Consider the following 20,358-nt stretch of genomic DNA (forward strand, 5'->3'; position numbering starts at 1 on the left):
GACTTACCAACGTTTTTAGAAAAAAACTAATACTACTTTATTAAAGGGGAGAGTAACTATGGAAAAATACCGTATAGATATAAGAAAAGGAATTGAGTTTGGATTATATTCAATTGGTGATCATGTTTTAAATCCACATAATGGGGAGAAAATTACGCCAGAGAAAAGAATTCACGAACTAATTGAAACAGCTAAGTTAGCAGATGAGGCAGGGCTTGATGTGTTTGCTGTCGGTGAAAGTCATCAAACGCATTTTACAACACAAGCTCATACAGTTATTTTAGGTGCGGTCGCGCAAGCTACGAAAAATATAAAAATTGCAAGTTCAGCAACGATATTAAGTACATCTGACCCAGTTCGAGTATATGAGGATTTCGCTACAATTGACTTGATTTCTAATGGACGTGCAGAAATTGTGGCTGGTCGTGGATCTCGTATTGGGGGATATAGTTTACTTGGTTATGACGTGAATGATTATGAAGAATTATTCGAAGAGAAGATGGATCTTTTATTAAAAATTAATAACGAGGAACATGTAACATGGAATGGACAGTTCAGAGCACCGCTCGCACATGCATCGGTTATTCCGAGAGCGAAAAATAATAACTTACCAATTTGGCGTGCGGTTGGAGGTCCACCAGCTAGTGCAATTAAAGCGGGACGCGCGGGTGTACCAATGATGATAACAACACTTGGTGGTCCAGCAATTAACTTTAAAGTGTCAGTAGATGCTTACCGCGAGGCGGCTGTACAAAGTGGATTTGATTCAGCTAGTTTACCAGTTGCGACAACGAGTTTATTTTATACGGCAAAAAATTCACAAGATGCACTTAGTGAATATTACCCTCACATTAATGCTGGTATGCTTACACTGCGCGGTGGTGGGTATCCGAAACAGCAATTTACAAATGCAATAGATTACCGTGATGCTTTAATGGTTGGTAGCCCACAACAAATCATTGAGAAAATGCTGTACCAATATGAATTATTTGGCCAACAACGCTTTATGGCACAAATTGATTTTGGCGGTGTACCATTTGATAAAATTGAGAAAAATATTGAATTAATTGCTACTGAAATTTTACCAGCCGTTAGAAAACATACAGCAAAATAAATAAAAAAAACTGAGAGTCTAATCGACTTTCAGTTTTTTTATTTGTTCTGGAAAAATGACAAAAAAATGAACTTTTAGTCGAGGAAGAGGGAAGTTATTTTCTATTTTTGAATAACATTATTTCGAGTTTGAATTTTAAAAATACATTTTTCTCTTGACAAAAAACAAGCGTTTATCGAGGGTAGTTTCGAGGGCATTTTTTCGGGTGAAAGTCAAGTGTATGAAGAGAAAAACGATTGTTTTATAGATATAAAAGTAAGAAGTATATTGAAAAAACACATTTTGCTAATGAGAAAAATCTGATTCAAAAAAATGACAAAAGACATATTTCAGACAAAATGATGTCAATAATACGTCAAAAATAACCTGAATTTACTATGCAGGTATATTATACAATTCGATTAACGAATAAAACACTACAGAAATAGTGAAAAGGTAAAAAATAGCATTACAATAGTTTGAAAAACTGAAACTTCATATTTTTCGACAATACATACAGAATGTTTTTGTCTTTTCGTATTTCTTAATAATTGAGTTTGATAAGATTGCTCAATTAACTTTTATTATAAAAACTATGAAGGAAGTGATTTTAGTATGGAAACGCTCGAATTGGCACGAATACAGTTCGCATCAACAACGATTTTCCATTACTTTTTTGTTCCGCTGTCAATTGGTTTAGCTTTTATTATTGCGATCATGCAAACGTTGTATGTGGTAAAAGGGCAAGAAGTATATAAGAAGATGGCAAAGTTTTGGACGCAATTATTCCTTATTAACTTTGCAGTAGGTGTAGTAACAGGTATTTTACAAGAATTCCAGTTTGGTATGAACTGGTCAACGTATTCACGTTTTGTAGGTGATGTATTTGGTCCATCACTTGCGATTGAAGGATTACTGGCATTTTTCATTGAGTCTACATTCCTGGGGTTATGGGTATTCGGTGAGGATAAATTACCGAAGCGAATTCACTTAATGTGTATTTGGCTCCTTTCAATTGGAACGATGTTATCAGCATTCTGGATTTTAACTGCAAGTGCATTTATGCAGTCACCTGTCGGGTATGAAATGGCAGCTGATGGTCGTGCGCAAATGAATGATTTCTTAGCCATTATTCAAAACCCACAACTATGGGTACAATTCCCGCATACAATTACAGCGGCAATTGCAACAGGTGCATTCTTTATTGCTGGTGTAAGTGCATGGAAAATTACAAAAGGACGAGAAACTGTAGTATTTAAAAAATCTTTCCGAATTTCTATCATTGTTGGAACAATTACAACGGCGCTTGTATTATTCTTCGGTCATGCACAAGCGCAACAATTAATTAAGACACATCCAATGAAGATGGCGGCAGCTGAAGCGCTATGGAATACAAGTGAGGATCCAGCACCATTTACAGTATTTTCGAAAATTGATACAGAGAAGAAAGAAAATTCGTTTGAAATTCAAATCCCTTATATGCTAAGTCTATTATCGTATGATAAGTTTAGCGGTCAAGTTGAAGGGATGAATCAAATTCAAAAACAATATGAGGAAAAATATGGACCTGGAGATTATATTCCTCCAGTGCATACAATGTTTTGGAGTTTTAGAGCGATGGTAATGAGTGGAACATTCATGCTTCTTCTAGGAGCTTACGGATGGTTCTTATCAAGAAAAGATCGTTTAGCTGAAAAAACGTGGTATTTAAAATTAATGGTGTATGCAATTTCTCTTCCATTCATCGGTAATACAGTAGGGTGGATTATGACTGAAATGGGTCGTCAACCTTGGGTTGTATTTGGTGTAATGAAAACAGAAGATGCTGTATCACCAAATGTAACATTCGGTGAAGTATTATTCTCACTTATTTCATTCACATCAATGTATTTAATTATGGGTGGAATTTGTGTGTACTTATTTGTTCGTACCATTAAGGGCCACAAGAATAAGAAAACGAAAAAGGATTATCAAAGCCATGATCCATTTGATAAGGAGGAAGAGTATGTTATCTCTTAATGAGTTATGGTTTTTAGTTATTGCAATCTTGTTTGTTGGATTCTTCGTACTGGAAGGTTTCGACTTTGGGGTAGGAATGGTTTCGAGGTTTTTAGGAAAGAATGATTTTGAAAAACGAGTTTACTTAAATACAATAGGACCGTTCTGGCACGCGAATGAAGTATGGCTTGTTTGTGCTGGTGGAGCGATGTTTGCGGCATTTCCGCACTGGTATGCAACTTTATTTAGTGGTTTTTATATTCCATTTGTATTTATGCTTCTTGCTTTAATTTTAAGAGGTGTTTCCTTTAAATTTCGTGCGAAAATAGATAATCATAAATGGAAGAGTGCATGGGATTGGGGGATGTTTATTGGAAGTATGTTACCTCCTATCCTTTGGGGAGTTGCGATTGCAAACTTTATGGTAGGTGTACCTATTGATGAGAGTAAAAATGTTGTAGGTGGATTCTTGCAATTACTTCATCCATTTGCGTTACTTGGAGGAGTAATGTTTCTCCTACTATGTATTGTTCACGGATTACAATTTCTTACGATACGTACAACTGGTAAATTGAGAGAACGTGCACGAATTGCTGCAATAAAAATTGCACCATTTTCATTAATTACACTTCTTGTTTTTGCTGGTGTGGGGTTATGGAAAACCGACATTTTCACTGCTCATGGAACAGAATGGATTATGGTACCAATCGGAGCTTTTGTAGCACTATTAGTGTCCACTTTATTAAATAAAAGAAGAAGAGATGGTTGGGCTTTCTTTATGACGAGTTTAACAATCATTTTACTAAGTGCGAGTGTATTTATCGGTATGTTCCCACGTGTTATGATTAGCTCTTTAGGAGCAATGAATGATTTGACAATTTACAACGCAGCATCAGGAGCTTATGCATTAAAACTTATGACTTACTTTGCGATTGCTATTTTGCCTTTCGTTATCGGAAGTCAAATATGGAGTTATTATGTATTTAGACAACCTGTTAAGTCAGACAACGATTTGGAGTACTAATGAAAAGAAAAAGAGGACTTCCGTCTTATCCCGGTAGCCGTATTTTATATGTAGCGTTAACGATTATTAGTATTTTAGAAGCTTTTAGTATTATTGCGCAAACAATCTTTTTAGCACGAGCTATTACGTTTTTATTTCATGGAGAGACAGTACAAACAATATTAAGTGAAATTGTTTATTTTGGTATCGCGTTTGCAGCGCGTCATATAGTAGTTCGAACATCACAAATATTAGTGGAACGTTTTGCTGAAAAAACAGGGTCGTTACTAAGAAAACAACTAGTAGAGGCATATTTCACATTAGGTCCAAGGTATGTTCAAACTGTTGGGACTGGTCATCTGGTTACCTTATCAATTGAAGGGATTGAGAAATTTAAAACATATATTGAATTAGCGATTCCTAAAATGATTAGAAGTAGCATCGTTCCAGGTCTAATTGTACTATATGTTTTTACGCTAGATATTGAGTCTGGAATCATTTTAGTTGTAACGATTCCTATCGTGATCATATTTATGATTCTTCTCGGATTAGCAGCGCAAAAAATGGCAGATAGTCAGTACGAGATATATCGTGTACTTTCGAACCATTTTGTAGATACGTTAAAAGGTTTAGAAACATTAAAGTATTTAGGGAAAAGTGAACAGCACGAAGGAAAGATTGAAAAAGTAAGTAAAAGGTATAGAAAAGCAACGATGCGTACTTTGCGAGTTGCTTTTCTTTCTTCTTTTGCATTAGATTTCTTTACGAGTTTATCAATTGCGTTTGTGGCAGTTGGATTAGGGATACGTTTAATAGATGGAACGATTATACTATTACCAGCCCTTACAATTTTGATTTTAGCTCCGGAATATTTTCTGCCGATTAAACAAGTGGGAGCAAATTATCATGCGACATTAGATGGACAAATTGCGATGGAGCAAATAGAAGAGATTTTGCAACAACAAAAAGGAATACAAAAGAAAGATTTAAATGAAGATATAGTATGGAATGCCTCTAGTAGCTTGAAATTACAAGACATCAAAGTTAATAATACTGAATCTGAAAAGGCTATATTAGAAGGAATTAATTTTACTTGGGAAGGTAACGGTGCTATTGGTGTTATTGGTGAAAGTGGTGCAGGCAAATCGACGTTAATCGACGTATTAGCAGGATTTTTAACTCCTTCAGCTGGAAAGATGATTGTAAATGGTGTGGAAATTGACGGGTCTACTCGTGAAGATTGGCAAAAAAATATCGCTTATATTCCGCAGCAACCTTATATTTTTCCGCTTTCATTAAAGGATAACATTCGTTTTTATGAAACAAATGCAACAGATGAAGAAGTTGAAAGAGTTATTAATGAAGTCGGCCTTCGTTCACTCGTTACATCACTTCCAAATGGGATGCACGAAAGAATTGGAGAAGGTGGACGTATGCTAAGTGGCGGACAAGAACAGCGTGTTGCTATGGCGCGTGCGCTTTTAAGTAAAAAACCAATCATTTTATTAGATGAGCCTACGGCACATCTTGATATTGAAACCGAATTTGAAATAAAGCAAGCGATGTTACGTCTATTTAATGGAAAGTTAGTATTTTTAGCAACCCACCGTCTACATTGGATGAAACAAATGGACCATATTCTTATTTTAAATAAAGGGGAAATGAAAGAAAGTGGGACGTATGAAGAACTTTTAGAGAATGAGACATTACATTTTCATAGGGAAGAGAGGGGAGAGAAATGAGTAACTGGGTTAAACCTTATATAAAACAAAATAAAGGTAGAATGACTTTAACTATTTTCCTTGGTCTTCTTGGAGTTAGTTCAGGAGCGATGTTACTTTTTATTTCAGGTTATTTGATCTCAAAATCTGCCCTTAGACCAGAAAATGTAATGGCTGTATATGTTCCTATTGTTGCAACAAGAGCGTTTAGTATAGGGCAAGCTGTATTTCATTATATAGAGCGCTTAGTTGGACATGATGTCGTACTACGTATATTAGAAAAAATGAGAACGAGGCTATATAGAATAGTAGAACCACAGGCGTTATTTTTCCGTTCTCGATTTCAAACGGGTGATATGTTAGGAGTGTTATCCGAAGATATAGAGCATTTGCAAAACCTATATTTACGTACAATATTTCCTAGCATATTAGCGCTAGTTGTTTATAGTATCTTCGTACTTGTTATCGGTGCATTTGATTTTGTTTTTGCACTTATTGTAGGTTGTATGTTAGCTATTATCGTTTTTCTTCTTCCGTTTGTATCATTACTTTTGATGAAGAAACATCATGTTACTTTAAAGCAAGGAAGAAACCGTTTGTATCAACAACTGACAGATGCTGTTTTTGGATTATCTGATTGGCAAGCAAGTGGTCGTAAAGATGAATTTATTAATGAGTATGTAAAACAAAATGATCAGTTGTTAAAAATCGAAAAGAGAGTGAAACGCTGGTATCATATTCGGGACAGTATCATTCAATTAGTAGTAGGTATTGTAGTTATTTCGATGATCATATGGACTGGTAATGAAGCGGCAAGTGAACAAATTGCTCCTACAGTTATCGCAGCTTTCGTATTAATGACTTTATCTGTAACGAACGCGCTTATTCCTATTGCAGATGCCATCGATCGAATACCGTCGTATGTAGAATCTACCCATCGTCTTAATGGCGTAGAAAGTGATAGTGTTTTACATGATGAAACGGATTTGCATGGAGAGAAAGATTATATTGAACCAAAACATGTAGATATTGAACTGAATCACGTATCGTATAGTTATCCAGATAGTAATGAGATTGTATTAAAAGATGTATCATTACAAATAAAAGCAGGGAAGAAAATTGCTATTTTAGGGAGAAGTGGCACAGGGAAATCTACTTTACTAAAATTGTTAACAGGGGCGTTAAGCCCAGTAAATGGCCAAGTTGTACTAAATGGTGAACGAGCTCATACGAATCTTTTATCTAAATATATTTCTGTATTAAATCAAAAGCCCCATTTGTTTGATACGACAATTGGAAATAATGTACGAATTGGCAAACCAGAGGCGACGGATGAAGAGATATGGAAAGCTTTAGAGAAAGCACAATTAGCTTCACATGTTACTTCTCTTCCAGACGGATTACAAACAAAAATGCATGAAATGGGAAAGCGGTTTTCTGGTGGGGAAAGACAAAGGGTTGCTTTTGCTAGAACTCTTATGCAAGAAACACCAATTATTGTACTTGATGAACCGACTATCGGTTTAGATCCAAAAACAGAATTGTCTTTAATTGAAACAATGTTTTCTGCAACGGAAGAAAAGACGGTTATTTGGATTACGCACCATCTTGTAGGAATAGAACATGTAGACGAAGTTATATTCCTTGATCGTGGCCAAATTGTCATGCAAGGTAGTCATAAACAACTTCTGAAAGAAAATGAAAAGTATCGTAAACTTTATGAGTTAGATAAAGGAATATAATTTGAATAAGCAATAATTGTAAAAATAGCTACGCCTAATGGTGGAGCTATTTTTTGTTAGATTGCAGGTGTATATGATTGTTACGAATTAAAAATGAATTTCATATTATACATATAATGGAGGGGATGTACATGAAGGAGCAATATAAAATCATTGTTTTAAGTGATGAATTATCAGGGGATAGGATTCGAAATACGTTAGACAAAAATAAATGTAAAACAATAGTTCATGTTGTGGACGTTTCAGATGTTGTTCGTCTAGAAAGTTCTTTTCAATATATAGTCATTTGGAGAGGGGACGCAGAAAAACTTACAAATGATTTGATAAATAGGGGCGTGCAAAGTTCAAAAATTATTAATTTAACAAAATACATGTATGAATGGAAGGATAAATTAATTTCTATCTATCAAATAAATCCGGATCTTATGTCTTTATACATTTCTATGAAAAAAGCAAAGAGTGATCCGACGTATGAATTGTTTGCTACCGGTTTGTCTTATCCACATTGTGGCATAAGTACGGAGCTTCTCTCAAAAAAGTCAATAAAATTAACACTTCCATCGCAAGATCTATACTATGATTATTTAATAGCGTCACAACTTTTATCAAACAATCATTCATTTCAATATTGTTTAATAGGAATAGCCTATTTCTCGTTTTACTTTGATATGTCGTTATCATCTGAATCATATAGAATTCACAAAGTATATTATCCATTGTTTCAAGATGGTCATCATACTGTAGTTCACTCTCCTCTACCCACTGATGGATTCTCCCATCTAAATACTCCGAAACCACTTCTTTCTATTTTTAATTTGCATTTTGAATATATTTTATTAGATGAACTAAAAGATGAATCATTGATACTGCCTTGGATAAATGCTGAATGGAATACTACTCCTCTTCATATTCCTTTTGAAGAACACGGGAAAATAAGAGCAGCTTCACATGCTAAATTGGCGTATCCTCAAACTTTAGTTGAAAATAAAATAATTTTTAAAAAATATTTAGAATTACTGTTAAAAAATGATATAAAACCATTAATTGTTGTATTCCCAGTTACTTCACATTATTTCAATTGTAGTAGTAAGAAATTAAAAGAAGATTTTTATAAAGTTATAAATGATTTTCAAACTCAATATTCATTTCAAATTATAGATCTATTTGATTCACCATTATTTTGTGATGATGATTTTTATGATAGTGATCATACGAATAAAAAAGGTGCAAATAAAATGTCCGCATTATTAAATATGTTTATTCAGGAACGAAAAGTATGATAATTTGTTTCATGTTTGCATAAAAGTATATAGGCTCCATACAGTTAAAGTAATGTGATTTTTGTGTCGCGTATATAAATAATATGCGAAGAGGTGAGAGAGTTAAAATGAGAACTCGTATTGAAAGAACTGAAGAGGTGGTAGAGCAACTTCCGTTGGTAAGTGTATTAATTCCTACGTATAATCGTCCTCGTTACTTTGAAAAGGCGCTATGTAGTGTGTTAGAACAAACGTACCCTAATATAGAAATTATAGTTGGAGATGACAGCACGAATGATGAAACAGAAAAAGTGTTACAAAAATACTTATGTGATCATTCAAATATTATTTATATAAAAAATAGATCAACTCTCGGACAATTTGAAAATGCGCTAATGTTATTTAATGAAGCGAACGGTGAATATATAAATTTTTTAATGGATGATGATGTATTTCATGTGAATAAAATTGAAAAAATGATGAAGTATTTTTTCGATGATTTAGATAATGAAATTAAGCTTGTAACATCTCATCGTCAAGTCATTGATGATAAAGGGAAAGAGCTACGACATATTTATTCGACTGTCCGTTTATTTGAAGAGGATACCATTATAGCGGGAACAGAATTAGGAAATAAGGTAATTGTGGATCAAAAAAATTATATTGGAGAACCGACAACAGTTTTATTTCGTAAAAATGATTTACAAGAACCATATGGGATTTTTGATAAGAGGCGGTATTTATGTAACGTAGATATAGCTTCATGGTTATCTTTATTAAGTAAAGGAAAAGCAGTATATATAGCAGAGACACTTAGTTACTTTCGATTACATCCAGATCAACAGTTAAATGAATCTAATAAAATGATGGATGGGTTAGAAGATTTTTCACACAGTATTATAGCAGGCGAAAAATATGGTTTCTTATCCACTGAAAAAGAGTTAGACAAAGCAATAACTAATTTTCTAGATTATGCAAGAAGGATAGTTCCATCATCGATATTATATACATTAGACTATTACCAAAAAATTAGAGCGAAGAAAATAAACATAGAAAAGAAAAAACAACATATAAATAATAATTCTTCTTTACCGAAAGTAAGTATACTTATTCCTGCGTACAATAGACCTTATTACTTAGAATTAGCACTCAACAGCGCTCTCAATCAAACATATGAAAATATTGAAATTATTATTTCTGACGACAGTACAAATAATGAAGTCAATGCTATGATTCAACCGTACTTACGTGAATATGAGTGTATTACATATGTTAAAAATGAAACGCCGTTAGTTGCCGAAAACTTTAATAAGTGTGTAGAACTTGCGAATGGGGACTATATAAACTTTTTATTAGATGATGATTTATTTCATCATGAAAAGATCGAGAGAATGATGAAATACTTTTTGACGTTAGAAAATATTTCATTTGTGACGTCATATCGTGAACTGATTGATGAGAATGGAGAGATATTACCACCTTCAACATTAAATATGAAAATCGCGAAAGAAACTACACTTTTTGAAGGAAAAGAATTAGGGAATTATATGTTAAAAAACTTGAAAAATGTAGTTGGTGAGCCGACAACTGTTTTGTTTAATCGGAATTTGTTTGACGGGAAGTTTGGATATTTTAAAGGAAAGGCTTATTCTGCTATTAATGACATTGCAACTTGGCTAGATATGATGAGGAAAGGAAAAGTAGTTTATATACAAGAACCTCTTAGTTATTTTAGACAACATAGTGGACAAAATCAAAAACAAATGCATTTTATTTTAATGACAATTGAAGAGTGGATTGAATTAATTATAGATGCATATAATAGTGGATTTTTAAGCTCCGAAAGTGAGTATAAAGAGAGTTTATCTTATTGTTTAGAAAATGCGGGATTTATAGTTAAGGATGCAGTAAGAAATGGCGAACTAGATCAAATTTATAATGAAAAGATAAAAAAAGGGTTAAACAAGTTAGTTGCTCATATGTTCGAGAAAGAATCTTGTTATTGTCAATATTGCAATCAACAATTTGAAAAATTTTCACCTTGGCCAGCACATTATGATTTTCCGAAATATAAATTTGAGATGTGGAATAAAGATACAGGGATATGTCCAGTTTGTAATTCGATGGATCGTGAAAGATTGTATCGTGCGTACATTGAAACGGAAACGGACTTGTTAAATAGAAACTATACTATGCTTCATATTGCACCTGAAGCGAAGTTAAGAGATTGGTTTAACGAGTATAAAAATATTACGTATGTATGTGGTGACTTAGAACCAAAGGATCCATTAATGAAGGAAATTGATGTTACAAGGATTACATATGATAGTAATACTTTTGATGTAATATTATGTAGTCATGTGTTAGAACACGTTCCTGATGATGACAAAGCAATGCGAGAGTTATATAGAGTGTTAAAGCCAAATGGATGGGGAATTATTCAAGTACCAATCGTAATGAATGTAGATTTTATTGTAGAGAATGAATTAATTGTAACACCACAATTGAGGAAATTAGCTTTTGGTCAAGAAGATCATGTGAGAATTTATAATCAATCGGGATTTATTCAACGATTAATGAATGTAGGATTTAAGGTGGAATTATATAACATAGCGGAAAAACAAGGAATGAAAAGTGCTAGGAAATTTGGATTATCTGAAACAGATATGCTCTATATTGTCCGAAAATGATAGGAAGGAATAGATAGATATGGAGAGTATTCCTTTTTTACGTGCTTCAACTGTACCTGTAAGTGAGTATTTGGATGAATTGAAGGAAATTGATACATCTCACATATATACGAATTATGGACCTATAAATCAACGTTTTGAGGAAACAATTATGTCGTCATTTTTTCAAAACAGGGGAGCTGTTACAACAGTAGCAAACGCAACGTTAGGGTTAATGGCGGTTATTCAACTAAAGAAAAGAAGAAAGGGAAAGTATGCTCTCATGCCTAGCTTTACATTCCCTGCGACTGCCTTAGCCGCTATTTGGTGTGGATTGGAACCTTACTTTATTGATATTTCAATAGATGATTGGTATATGGATAAAACCGTACTTTTGCATAAGATAGAAGAATTAAAAGAAGAGGTTGCGATTGTTGTCCCGTACGCCACTTTTGGATCATGGATGAACTTAGAAGAATATGAAGAATTAGAGAAGAAGGGGATTCCGGTTGTCGTAGATGCGGCGCCGGGATTTGGTTTAATGAATGGAGGAATGCATTACGGTCAAGATTTTAGTGGAATGATCGTATATAGCTTTCATGCAACAAAGCCTTTCGGAATTGGTGAAGGAGGGCTCATATATAGTAAAAACGAAGAAGATATACAACGTATTAAAAGAATGGGGAATTTCGGATTTGATAGAAATCGTGAATGCACGATGATGGGGTTTAATTGTAAAATGTCTGAATACGCAGCAGCTATTGGGATTGCGACTATAAAAAAGTGGGATCAAAAATTAAAAGAACGCACTCGTATTGCTGAATGGTATAAACAGTTGTTACAAAATACTGGGTTAATGAAAAAAGGGTGGAAAGTCCAAAAGACAGAAGCAGTTATTCACCAATTTATGCCTATCATTTGTCCAGAAGAAGTTCGCAACATACAAGTAATAGAAGAACTGAAAAAACAGAAAATAGAAGCTAGATTATACTTTTCACCATCTTGCCACCAACAAGTTCTTTTTAAAAACTATAAGTCTACAGATTTAACAAAGACGAATAAAATAGCAAAACGAATCGTAAGTTTACCTTTATGGGAAGGAATGACGAAAGAACTAGTAGAGCAAATTGTAATCTGTTTAGAGCAGAAGGTGGTGTCGGTAGATGAATAGTTTTTATAGTCAAGAAGAACTAAAGGAAATTGGATTTTTATCTGTTGGGAAAAATGTATTGGTTAGTAAAAAAGCAAGTATATATAATCCGAGTGCTATATCAGTTGGCAATCATGTAAGAATTGATGATTTTTGCATTTTAAGTGGTAAAATCACAATTGGAAGTTATTCGCACATATCAGCGTATACAGCGTTATATGGAGGGGAAGTTGGGATTGAAATGCATGATTTTGCAAACATCTCAGCTAAAACAATCGTATATGCAGTACTTGATGATTTCAGTGGAAATACATTAATGGGGCCAACCGTCCCGAATCAATATAGGAATGTGAAAGCAGAAAAAGTTATTTTAAAAAAACATGTGATTATTGGTGCCAATTCTATTATTTTTCCAAATGTAATTGTAGGAGAAGGTACGGCAGTCGGCGCGATGAGTATGGTAAAAGAGAGTTTAGATGATTGGTATATTTACGCTGGAGTTCCCGTAAGGAAAGTAAAACCTCGTCAAAAAAAGATGCTAGAGTTAGAAATTAATTTTTTAAAAAGCATTTATTCTTAACAAAAAAGAATGAATGCTTTTTATTTTTATCCTGCTATTTGCCGATAAAGACTCGACTGGTGAGGGTTAATTAAAGTTTCACTTTATGATAGAGCGGAGTGTATCTTAACTTATTATGTTTTAAATTTTGCTGACCAAGGCAATACTGAGCCATAGTGAATGTAAAGTTGGAGGGCGAGCGTATATGTTTGATGAGGATGGGATTGTTTTAATTATGGAACCAGCTGATGAAAGAAACTTGAGGAGATTTATTTTTTCAGTGCCAAAGTCAGTGTATGAAAAGAAGGGGCTTACATTACACTATGGAACAGCTATAGGACAAGGGTATATGGATATAATTGAAGATATTATAAGCGTACATATAGAAATAGATGTTGTAACGATAATAGGGCATGTAAGAGGGTAAATAGCTATTTGAAAAAGGTTATAAACAATTTAGCTAGAAGTTATGTATAGAGAAAATTACAGACAATTATAAGGACGAAGGGGGTCTAAAATGAAAATAAAATCAATTGTATTAGTATTCATAGTTTTAATTGGTTTAATGGGATGTTCAATAGTGGAAGAAGGAAAGAACTCCATAGATTATGCTCAAAAGGCGACAGACTATGTAAATGAAATAAGTGCATTTGCAAATGATGCACCAGCATTAGCAGAAAAGGCCGTTAATGATAGCGAGGCTCGAAAAGAATTAGAAACGAAGCTTAGTGAAATTAAACAAGATATACCCGTATTCAATGAATTAACGCCACCTGATGTAGCAAAGGATCTTCATCAACAAATCGTCGGATATAACGAAAAGTTAAATACGTTAATTGATACGGCGAAGACAAAGATAGAAGAAGGCAAAGTGGATGTAGAGCAATTTAAAAACTCTGAGCTTATGCAGACGGTAGATCAAGTTCGAGATTTGAAAGATAAAGTGCAAAATTTAGGTCAATAGTAAAAAGCTCCGTTTGTGATAAATGGAGCTTTTTACTATTGGATACAATAAACGATTACACCAACGATAATAATCATGTTGCCGATGAGTTTACGTTTCGTTATTTTTTCTCCTAGGAAATACCAACCGAAAATTAATATGATGATATAACTTAAGGATTCTAATGCTGATGCTTGTTTTAATGCCATGCCCTTCATGGCGATAACATTTAATCCGGCGTTAATTACAAATAAAGAGTAGCCGATAATAACATAAGGATTCACATATTCTTTTATTCTAGAATCGTATTGTTGCAAAGTAGCTTTTTTTAATAATATTTGTGAGTAATTAGCTAAAATTATCCCGAAAATAAATAATAACATATAACTATTCATCTTTTGTCACCACCACAATTCCGACGATAATAATAGCCGCACCAAGTAAATGATTCCACTGAATCGTATCTCCAAATAGAAATACTGACCAAAGCATTGACCATAGTATAATAATTCCGCGATGTGAATATGCTTTTGAAATTTCGAAATGTTTAATTACTTGTTGCCATAAAACTGCATATCCGAATAAAAGTATAACTAGTCCGAAATAAGCAACAAAAAATGAGATGGAAGCAATGGGGAATTTAGCTGCCCATTTCATGTAAACCATAATGATAGAATATATCAAAAAAGCTACATGTAAAAATACGTAATTTTTAATAGTTGGTTTCATTTATTCACTCTCTTTTGCATATAAATATATATTTATACCTAATTTTTCTAATGATATATATTGGAACGTATTTTGTTTAACCTTTCACATTCCAAATTATATAGTATCATGGCTTTTATTGTAAAACAATAGAAGCTATCTATGAATTCATTTTTTCCAAGGTTCTACAATATGTATCGTTTTATTTGTTGCATCCAACTCTACTTGAACACCGATAGGTATGGTAATCATGGGATGTGTATGACAACAATCGAAGTCAGCTAGAAAAGGAATTCTTTGATTTTGAAGTACTTCTAATAGTATTTCAAAAGGTTTTCGGTTGGTACCACAATCATCAAATTGCTCGTGTTTTCCAAGAATGATACCTGAAATTTTATCGAATACACCGTTAATTTTAAGTAATGAAAAGCTTCTTTCAATAGTAGCTGCATCTTTTGAACTGTCCTCAATAAAGAGAATGTCGCCTTCTTGAATATGTGGCATATAGGGGCTACCCAAAATTCCTTGTATCGTGTTTAAATTCCCGCCAATAATACGCCCAGTAGCTTTTCCATCAATTACTGAAATCCAATCGTTTGGTCGAAGTTCTTTCTCCTTCGTCTTTTCTTCCCAATTAATAAATTCATCTGACCAAAATAATGGTTGTTTTATATGATAAGGAAGAGAATGATCATGTAGTAAAGTTTCAGCAAAATATTTGTATGTGCAATCAACAAAAGGTTCAAATTCGCCAAAGGAAGGGACGAGAGCTGGTCCATAAAATGTAGGGATTCCTGTTTTGGCGTAAATTCCTAGTAATAAAGCAGTTGCATCTGAATACCCAATCATTATTTTAGGGTTCTTTAGAAAAGCATCATAATCAATATAAGGTAATATTGAATTTGAATTCATCCCACCAATTGTTGACATAATACAAGAAACATTAGGATTTCTTATTAAGACATTTAGTTCCTCAGCACGCTCTTGTATACTACCAGAACGATAAAAATCATATCGACCTGTTAATGAACCTTCTAATATATGAAACCCTTTCTGTTGTAAGTAAGATTTTGCTCGTTCAAATCTTTTTGGAGAAGTGTAGGTTACTGGTGAAGAAGGGGAGTAGATCCCAACTGTGTCTCCGTATTTTAATGATTTTGGAAGTAGCATTTGTATGAATCCCTTCTATTAAATAGTTTATCTCGCTATTTGACGGGTAGCCCGATTGGTGGGGCTGATTAAAGTTTCGCTTTATTTACGAGATTTTATTATTGAATATTCTTACGTTTCAATATTGTAAGTTTAACATAAATAAATTAAAATAATCATTGCTGTATATGAATAAATATACCTTTTACCTTGACTATATAAAGGAATTGTTGTTAAGGTTAAATGTGAGTGTATAAAAGGTTTGCTAAAGGAGTTTTGAAATGAATCGGTTAAAATGGGGAAGGATGACAGTCCTATTAGTTATTATTTTAGGGATATGTTGGTTCTTATTCCAAGGAAATCAAAAGAGCATAGCGAATGTAGAGGGACAACCTTTGCAAGTGGCAGAACTACCTAAAGCAGGATTTACTGAAAAAGTAGTCCCGCCAAAGTACATCCCACCAGAAATTAACGCAAAAGCAGCTATGATTATCGATGCGAGTGATGGAGATATTATTTATCAATATAATGAAAATGAAGCTTTTGCACCGGCTAGTATGTCTAAGATGATGACAGCGTATCTCTTACTAGAGAGTATACATAACGGGAAAGTTCGCTGGGAAGATCCAGTAAAAATGAGTGCGAAGGCGGCACAAACAGAAGGAGCGAGAATCCCAGTACAAGTTAATGACACATTAACTGTTAAAGATTTATATCATGCATTAATGATTGAGTCAGCTAATAATTCGGCTGTGGCTTTAGCAGAACATATGGCAAAATCGGAGAAAGATTTCGTTCAGCTTATGGATGCAAAAGCGAAACAGTTAAAAATGTCGGAACATGCTAAATTTGCAAATGCTTCTGGATTACAAGAGCCAGATGGAAGTGAAACAAAAATGACGGCTGGTGATGTAGCACAATTGGCGTATCATCTTATAAAAGATTATCCGGAAATATTAGAAGTGACTCACTTACGCCAAAGTCAGCTAGCATTTAATAATATTAATGTTATAAGCACAAACGACATGTTAAACAAAAATAATAAAAGTTTATATATAGAAGGAATGGACGGACTAAAGACTGGATTTACAGATAGTGCAGGATACTGTTTTACTGGGACTGCAAAGCAAGGTGATAATCGAATTATTACAGTGGTCATGGGGACATCAAGTAAAACAAAACGTTTTACAGAGACAAATAAGTTAATGTCGTATGCATTTGGATTAGTTAATTAAGTAAGTAAAATACGAATCTAGATCGCTACATAAGTAAGACTGTTTGTTGTTACTAATTTTAGATAACAACAAACAGTCTTTTTATTTTTATTTTAAAAAGGAAAAGGCTTCTAAATATAAGTGTTATTATTTGAGTTTGTTTGTTGTTGTGATATTATAAAGTTATAAGCTTATTAATAATAAGTTTGAGGGGCGTAATATGATATATACATATGAAATAGCCTCAATTGAAAATTGGAGGGAATTATGATGGCAAAAGATTTTTACTCAGCAATTGAAGACAGAAGATCTATTTATGCAATTAGTAAAGAGCAAGTAGTTTCTGATGAGAAAATTCAAGAAGTGATTTATCATGCTGTAAAACATACACCTTCAGCTTTTAATTCTCAAAGTGCTCGCGTTGTTGTTTTATTAGGAGAACAACATGATAAATTATGGGATATTACGAAAGAAACGTTACGAAAAATTGTACCTGAAAATAACTTTGCACCTACTGAAGAAAAAATGAATGCATTTAAAAGTGGTTATGGAACGGTTTTATATTTTGAAGACAGTGAAGTAGTGGAAAGCCTTCAAGCTAACTTTGCATTATATAAAGATAATTTCCCAACTTGGTCTCAGCAATCATCAGGAATGTTACAATTTGCAATTTGGACAGCTTTAGAAATTGAAGGGTTTGGTGCTACGTTACAGCATTACAATCCGCTAATTGATGAAGAAGTGAGAAAAGAGTGGGATGTTCCAGAGAATTGGAAACTTATTGCGCAAATGCCATTTGGTAAACCGGTAGTACATGCTGGTGAAAAAGAATTCCAACCGCTAGAGGACCGTGTGAAAATTTATAAATAATTTGATAAAAGGTGAACAGGAATATAACCTGTTCACCTTTTTTTATACGTAATAAGGGTTTTTTTGTCTGGCATTTTTCATCTGATTTTTTAATTCATTTTTACGTGTTTCAATAGCTGATACTTTTTGTAATGTTATCATTGAAACGAATTGAATAAAAGCATAGTATAGCTCTATATTTTTTTGTATTGGATCATCTATTATATTTTTCACAAATATGCCTCCTCTTTTTATTCCAATAAAACTCCGTATTAATGGGCAGCCCGAGTGGTGAGGGTTAATAATTAGCGGAGGATGTATAAAACCCTTACTGATTAAAGTTTCATTTTATAAGGGAATGAAACTTTAATCAATTCGCTAAAATTCTTTTTTATTAAGATATGTATATAATACTATAAATATCCTATAAATTCCATTATGGGAAAAAGAGAACAGTTGATATAGTGTGTGTTTTCTTTAAAGGAGAAATGGCTTTTTTGAAATAAATCTTACAATTCGTCAAATTATTTCAAAATTGTAGATAGTATAGAAATTTAGTTTTCTAAAAATATTATACTATTGATAAATAGAGTGATTTTTGTCATGATGAAAGTATACTTCATGTAAGGAGCTTTATAAGGAAATACATAATGTGGTTTGTATTAGGTTAATAGAATTTTTTATAGAAGATAGAAAAGGGATGTTTTATATTAAGATATTAAATGGAATGTCGAATTTTCATGCGATATATGAGAAATTTGAAAAAATCATTGCAAAAATACTATAATTAATGATAAAGTTCACATGAAGTTCACACAGATTTCACTTCGTTCATTTAAAATGAACTCTGTGTGAAAAATAAAACTCTTGCTAAAAAATGGAACTGGATGAATATTTTACTTTGATAATATTGTAAAGTATTAAAGTTTTAGTTTTTTTTAAGAGGATAGTAGGGAAAGGAAGTAAAGACAACTTATGAAAAAAGTAATTGCAGGTTTAGCAGCAGCTTCTGTAGCTGGCGTTGCAGTTCCAGGAATGGATTCTGCTCATGCACAAGTTTCAAATGAAGCGCTAAAAGAAATTAATGGACAAACTCAAACTCAAACTCAAACTCAAACGACTGTAACTGAAACAAAAACTGTAGAAACAACTTCTGAATTAAAATACACAGTAACTGCTGATGTATTAAATGTTCGTTCAGGTGCTGGTACAGGACATAACGTTATTTCTAAAGTAAAGTCAGGCCAAGTGCTACAAGTAGTTGGACAAGAAAATGGTTGGTTCAAAGTAAACGTAAATGGTCAAACAGGTTATGTAAGTGGTGACTTCGTAACGACTGGTGGCAAAACAGGAACGACTGTTCAACAAGGAACAGGTACTTACACAGTAAACGTTTCTTCACTTAACGTACGTACAGGCCCAAGTACATCTCATACAGTATTAGGTTCTGTAAACAAAGGTAAAACAGTACAAGTTGTAGGTGAAGTACAAGATTGGTTTAAAATCAACTTCAATGGTGGAACTGGATACGTAAGCAAAGACTTCGTAACAAAAGGTGGTTCTGCTGTATCTAACGAAACACAACAACCAACTACAAACAACAATACTACAACAGTTCAAACTGGTGGTTCTTATGTTGTTAACACTGGTGCTTTAAAAGTACGTACAGGCCCAGCTACATACAACGCTGTAATCGGTGGAGTAACGAATGGTAAAGTATTAAACGTTACTGGTGCTGAAAATGGTTGGTACAAAATTAACCATAACGGCCGCACAGGTTACGTAAGTGCAGACTTCGTTAAGTTTGTAAAAGGCGGAGTAAACAACGTTACAAATAACAATAATGTTACAAATAACGTTCAACAACCAGGTAAAGACGTACAAAAACCAACAACAGGTGGAGATACATCTTCAATCGCTGGATTCGCTAGATCTTTAAATGGTTCACCATACAGAACTGCTGGTACAACACCTGCTGGTTTTGACTGCAGTGGATTCATTCACTACGTATTAAATCAAACTGGTCATAAAGGCGCTCGTCAAACAGTTGCTGGATACTGGAGCTCTAAAACAAAAACTAGCAATCCACAACCAGGTGATTTAGTATACTTCCAAAATACTTATAAATCAGGTCCTTCTCACATGGGTGTTTACTTAGGAAACGGTCAGTTCATTAGTGCAGAAACAGATGCAACTGGTGTACGTATTAGTTCTGTAAGTAACTCTTACTGGAGCAAGCACCTATTAGGTTACACAAAAGCATACTAAGAAAAAGTAGTTTTATATACTTTTCGTATAGAG

18 protein-coding genes are annotated in these 20,358 nt (G+C 33.5%); 14 read left to right on the top strand and 4 right to left on the bottom strand.

The window, feature by feature from the left end:
- Positions 1-58: 58 nt before the first annotated feature.
- From HMPREF1014_RS09735 to HMPREF1014_RS09785, 11 genes are all read left to right on the top strand, one after another.
- Positions 59-1,114, top strand: coding sequence for an LLM class flavin-dependent oxidoreductase (locus HMPREF1014_RS09735; RefSeq protein ID WP_000417541.1), 1,056 nt, complete (start codon positions 59-61; stop codon positions 1,112-1,114).
- 594 nt (positions 1,115-1,708) lie between these two features.
- A complete protein-coding gene (gene cydA / locus HMPREF1014_RS09740) occupies positions 1,709-3,112 on the top strand; it encodes a cytochrome ubiquinol oxidase subunit I (RefSeq protein WP_000448872.1) in 1,404 nt (467 codons plus the stop codon).
- Entirely contained in the window at positions 3,099-4,115 is a 1,017-nt protein-coding gene (gene cydB / locus HMPREF1014_RS09745; RefSeq protein WP_000950083.1) for a cytochrome d ubiquinol oxidase subunit II, read from the top strand. Before cydA ends, cydB begins: the two co-directional genes overlap by 14 nt.
- The gene (cydD, locus tag HMPREF1014_RS09750) at positions 4,115-5,836 is read left to right on the top strand and encodes a thiol reductant ABC exporter subunit CydD (protein ID WP_000824024.1); all 1,722 of its coding nucleotides are present in this window, start codon (positions 4,115-4,117) and stop codon (positions 5,834-5,836) included. The genes cydB and cydD overlap by 1 nt, the downstream gene beginning before the upstream one ends.
- On the top strand, positions 5,833-7,557 hold the full coding sequence (gene cydC / locus HMPREF1014_RS09755) for a thiol reductant ABC exporter subunit CydC (RefSeq protein WP_000073645.1): 1,725 nt from the start codon (positions 5,833-5,835) through the stop codon (positions 7,555-7,557). Before cydD ends, cydC begins: the two co-directional genes overlap by 4 nt.
- Before the next feature lie 131 nt (positions 7,558-7,688).
- Complete coding sequence (locus HMPREF1014_RS09760; RefSeq protein WP_000664255.1) at positions 7,689-8,837, top strand: hypothetical protein; 1,149 nt, start codon at positions 7,689-7,691, stop codon at positions 8,835-8,837.
- A 107-nt stretch (positions 8,838-8,944) separates the two neighbouring features.
- Positions 8,945-11,506 (top strand): glycosyltransferase, encoded by a 2,562-nt coding sequence (locus tag HMPREF1014_RS09765; RefSeq protein WP_001260428.1) that lies wholly within the window; start codon positions 8,945-8,947, stop codon positions 11,504-11,506.
- Between the two features lie 19 nt (positions 11,507-11,525).
- Positions 11,526-12,656, top strand: coding sequence for a DegT/DnrJ/EryC1/StrS aminotransferase family protein (locus HMPREF1014_RS09770; RefSeq protein WP_000443947.1), 1,131 nt, complete (start codon positions 11,526-11,528; stop codon positions 12,654-12,656).
- Positions 12,649-13,215, top strand: a complete 567-nt coding sequence (locus HMPREF1014_RS09775; protein WP_001084166.1) for an acyltransferase — start codon at positions 12,649-12,651, stop codon at positions 13,213-13,215. The genes HMPREF1014_RS09770 and HMPREF1014_RS09775 overlap by 8 nt, the downstream gene beginning before the upstream one ends.
- 184 nt (positions 13,216-13,399) lie before the next feature.
- Positions 13,400-13,621, top strand: coding sequence for a hypothetical protein (locus tag HMPREF1014_RS09780; RefSeq protein WP_000459099.1), 222 nt, complete (start codon positions 13,400-13,402; stop codon positions 13,619-13,621).
- A 90-nt stretch (positions 13,622-13,711) separates the two neighbouring features.
- A complete protein-coding gene (locus HMPREF1014_RS09785) occupies positions 13,712-14,158 on the top strand; it encodes a DUF6376 family protein (protein ID WP_000695228.1) in 447 nt (148 codons plus the stop codon).
- Between the two features lie 35 nt (positions 14,159-14,193).
- Here HMPREF1014_RS09785 and HMPREF1014_RS09790 read toward each other — a convergent pair whose 3' ends face one another.
- The 3 genes from HMPREF1014_RS09790 to HMPREF1014_RS09800 all read right to left on the bottom strand — a co-directional run bounded on the left by HMPREF1014_RS09790 (position 14,194) and on the right by HMPREF1014_RS09800 (position 16,015).
- The gene (locus HMPREF1014_RS09790; protein WP_001089868.1) at positions 14,194-14,532 is read right to left on the bottom strand and encodes an EamA family transporter; all 339 of its coding nucleotides are present in this window, start codon (positions 14,530-14,532) and stop codon (positions 14,194-14,196) included.
- Positions 14,525-14,866, bottom strand: a complete 342-nt coding sequence (locus HMPREF1014_RS09795; protein ID WP_000805126.1) for an EamA family transporter — start codon at positions 14,864-14,866, stop codon at positions 14,525-14,527. Before HMPREF1014_RS09795 ends, HMPREF1014_RS09790 begins: the two co-directional genes overlap by 8 nt.
- A 147-nt stretch (positions 14,867-15,013) precedes the next feature.
- Positions 15,014-16,015 (bottom strand): S66 family peptidase, encoded by a 1,002-nt coding sequence (locus HMPREF1014_RS09800; protein ID WP_000926335.1) that lies wholly within the window; start codon positions 16,013-16,015, stop codon positions 15,014-15,016.
- 260 nt (positions 16,016-16,275) lie between these two features.
- Here HMPREF1014_RS09800 and HMPREF1014_RS09805 point away from each other — a divergent pair, with 260 nt between their 5' ends.
- Together HMPREF1014_RS09805 and HMPREF1014_RS09810 are read left to right on the top strand one after the other, a co-directional pair.
- Complete coding sequence (locus HMPREF1014_RS09805) at positions 16,276-17,229, top strand: D-alanyl-D-alanine carboxypeptidase family protein (RefSeq protein ID WP_001080871.1); 954 nt, start codon at positions 16,276-16,278, stop codon at positions 17,227-17,229.
- Between the two features lie 246 nt (positions 17,230-17,475).
- The gene (locus tag HMPREF1014_RS09810; protein WP_001987122.1) at positions 17,476-18,078 is read left to right on the top strand and encodes a nitroreductase family protein; all 603 of its coding nucleotides are present in this window, start codon (positions 17,476-17,478) and stop codon (positions 18,076-18,078) included.
- A gap of 42 nt (positions 18,079-18,120) precedes the next feature.
- Here the strand turns inward: HMPREF1014_RS09810 and HMPREF1014_RS09815 are convergent, their stop codons facing one another.
- Complete coding sequence (locus tag HMPREF1014_RS09815; RefSeq protein ID WP_000789344.1) at positions 18,121-18,291, bottom strand: hypothetical protein; 171 nt, start codon at positions 18,289-18,291, stop codon at positions 18,121-18,123.
- Between the two features lie 741 nt (positions 18,292-19,032).
- Here HMPREF1014_RS09815 and entFM point away from each other — a divergent pair.
- Positions 19,033-20,325 carry an enterotoxin EntFM gene (gene entFM / locus HMPREF1014_RS09820; protein ID WP_000755498.1) on the top strand — a complete coding sequence of 431 codons (1,293 nt, stop codon included), beginning with the start codon at positions 19,033-19,035 and terminating at the stop codon, positions 20,323-20,325.
- Positions 20,326-20,358 lie beyond the last annotated feature (33 nt).

It is taken from the genome of Bacillus sp. 7_6_55CFAA_CT2, from assembly GCF_000238655.1.
Taxonomy (GTDB): Bacteria; Bacillota; Bacilli; order Bacillales; family Bacillaceae_G; genus Bacillus_A; species Bacillus_A cereus.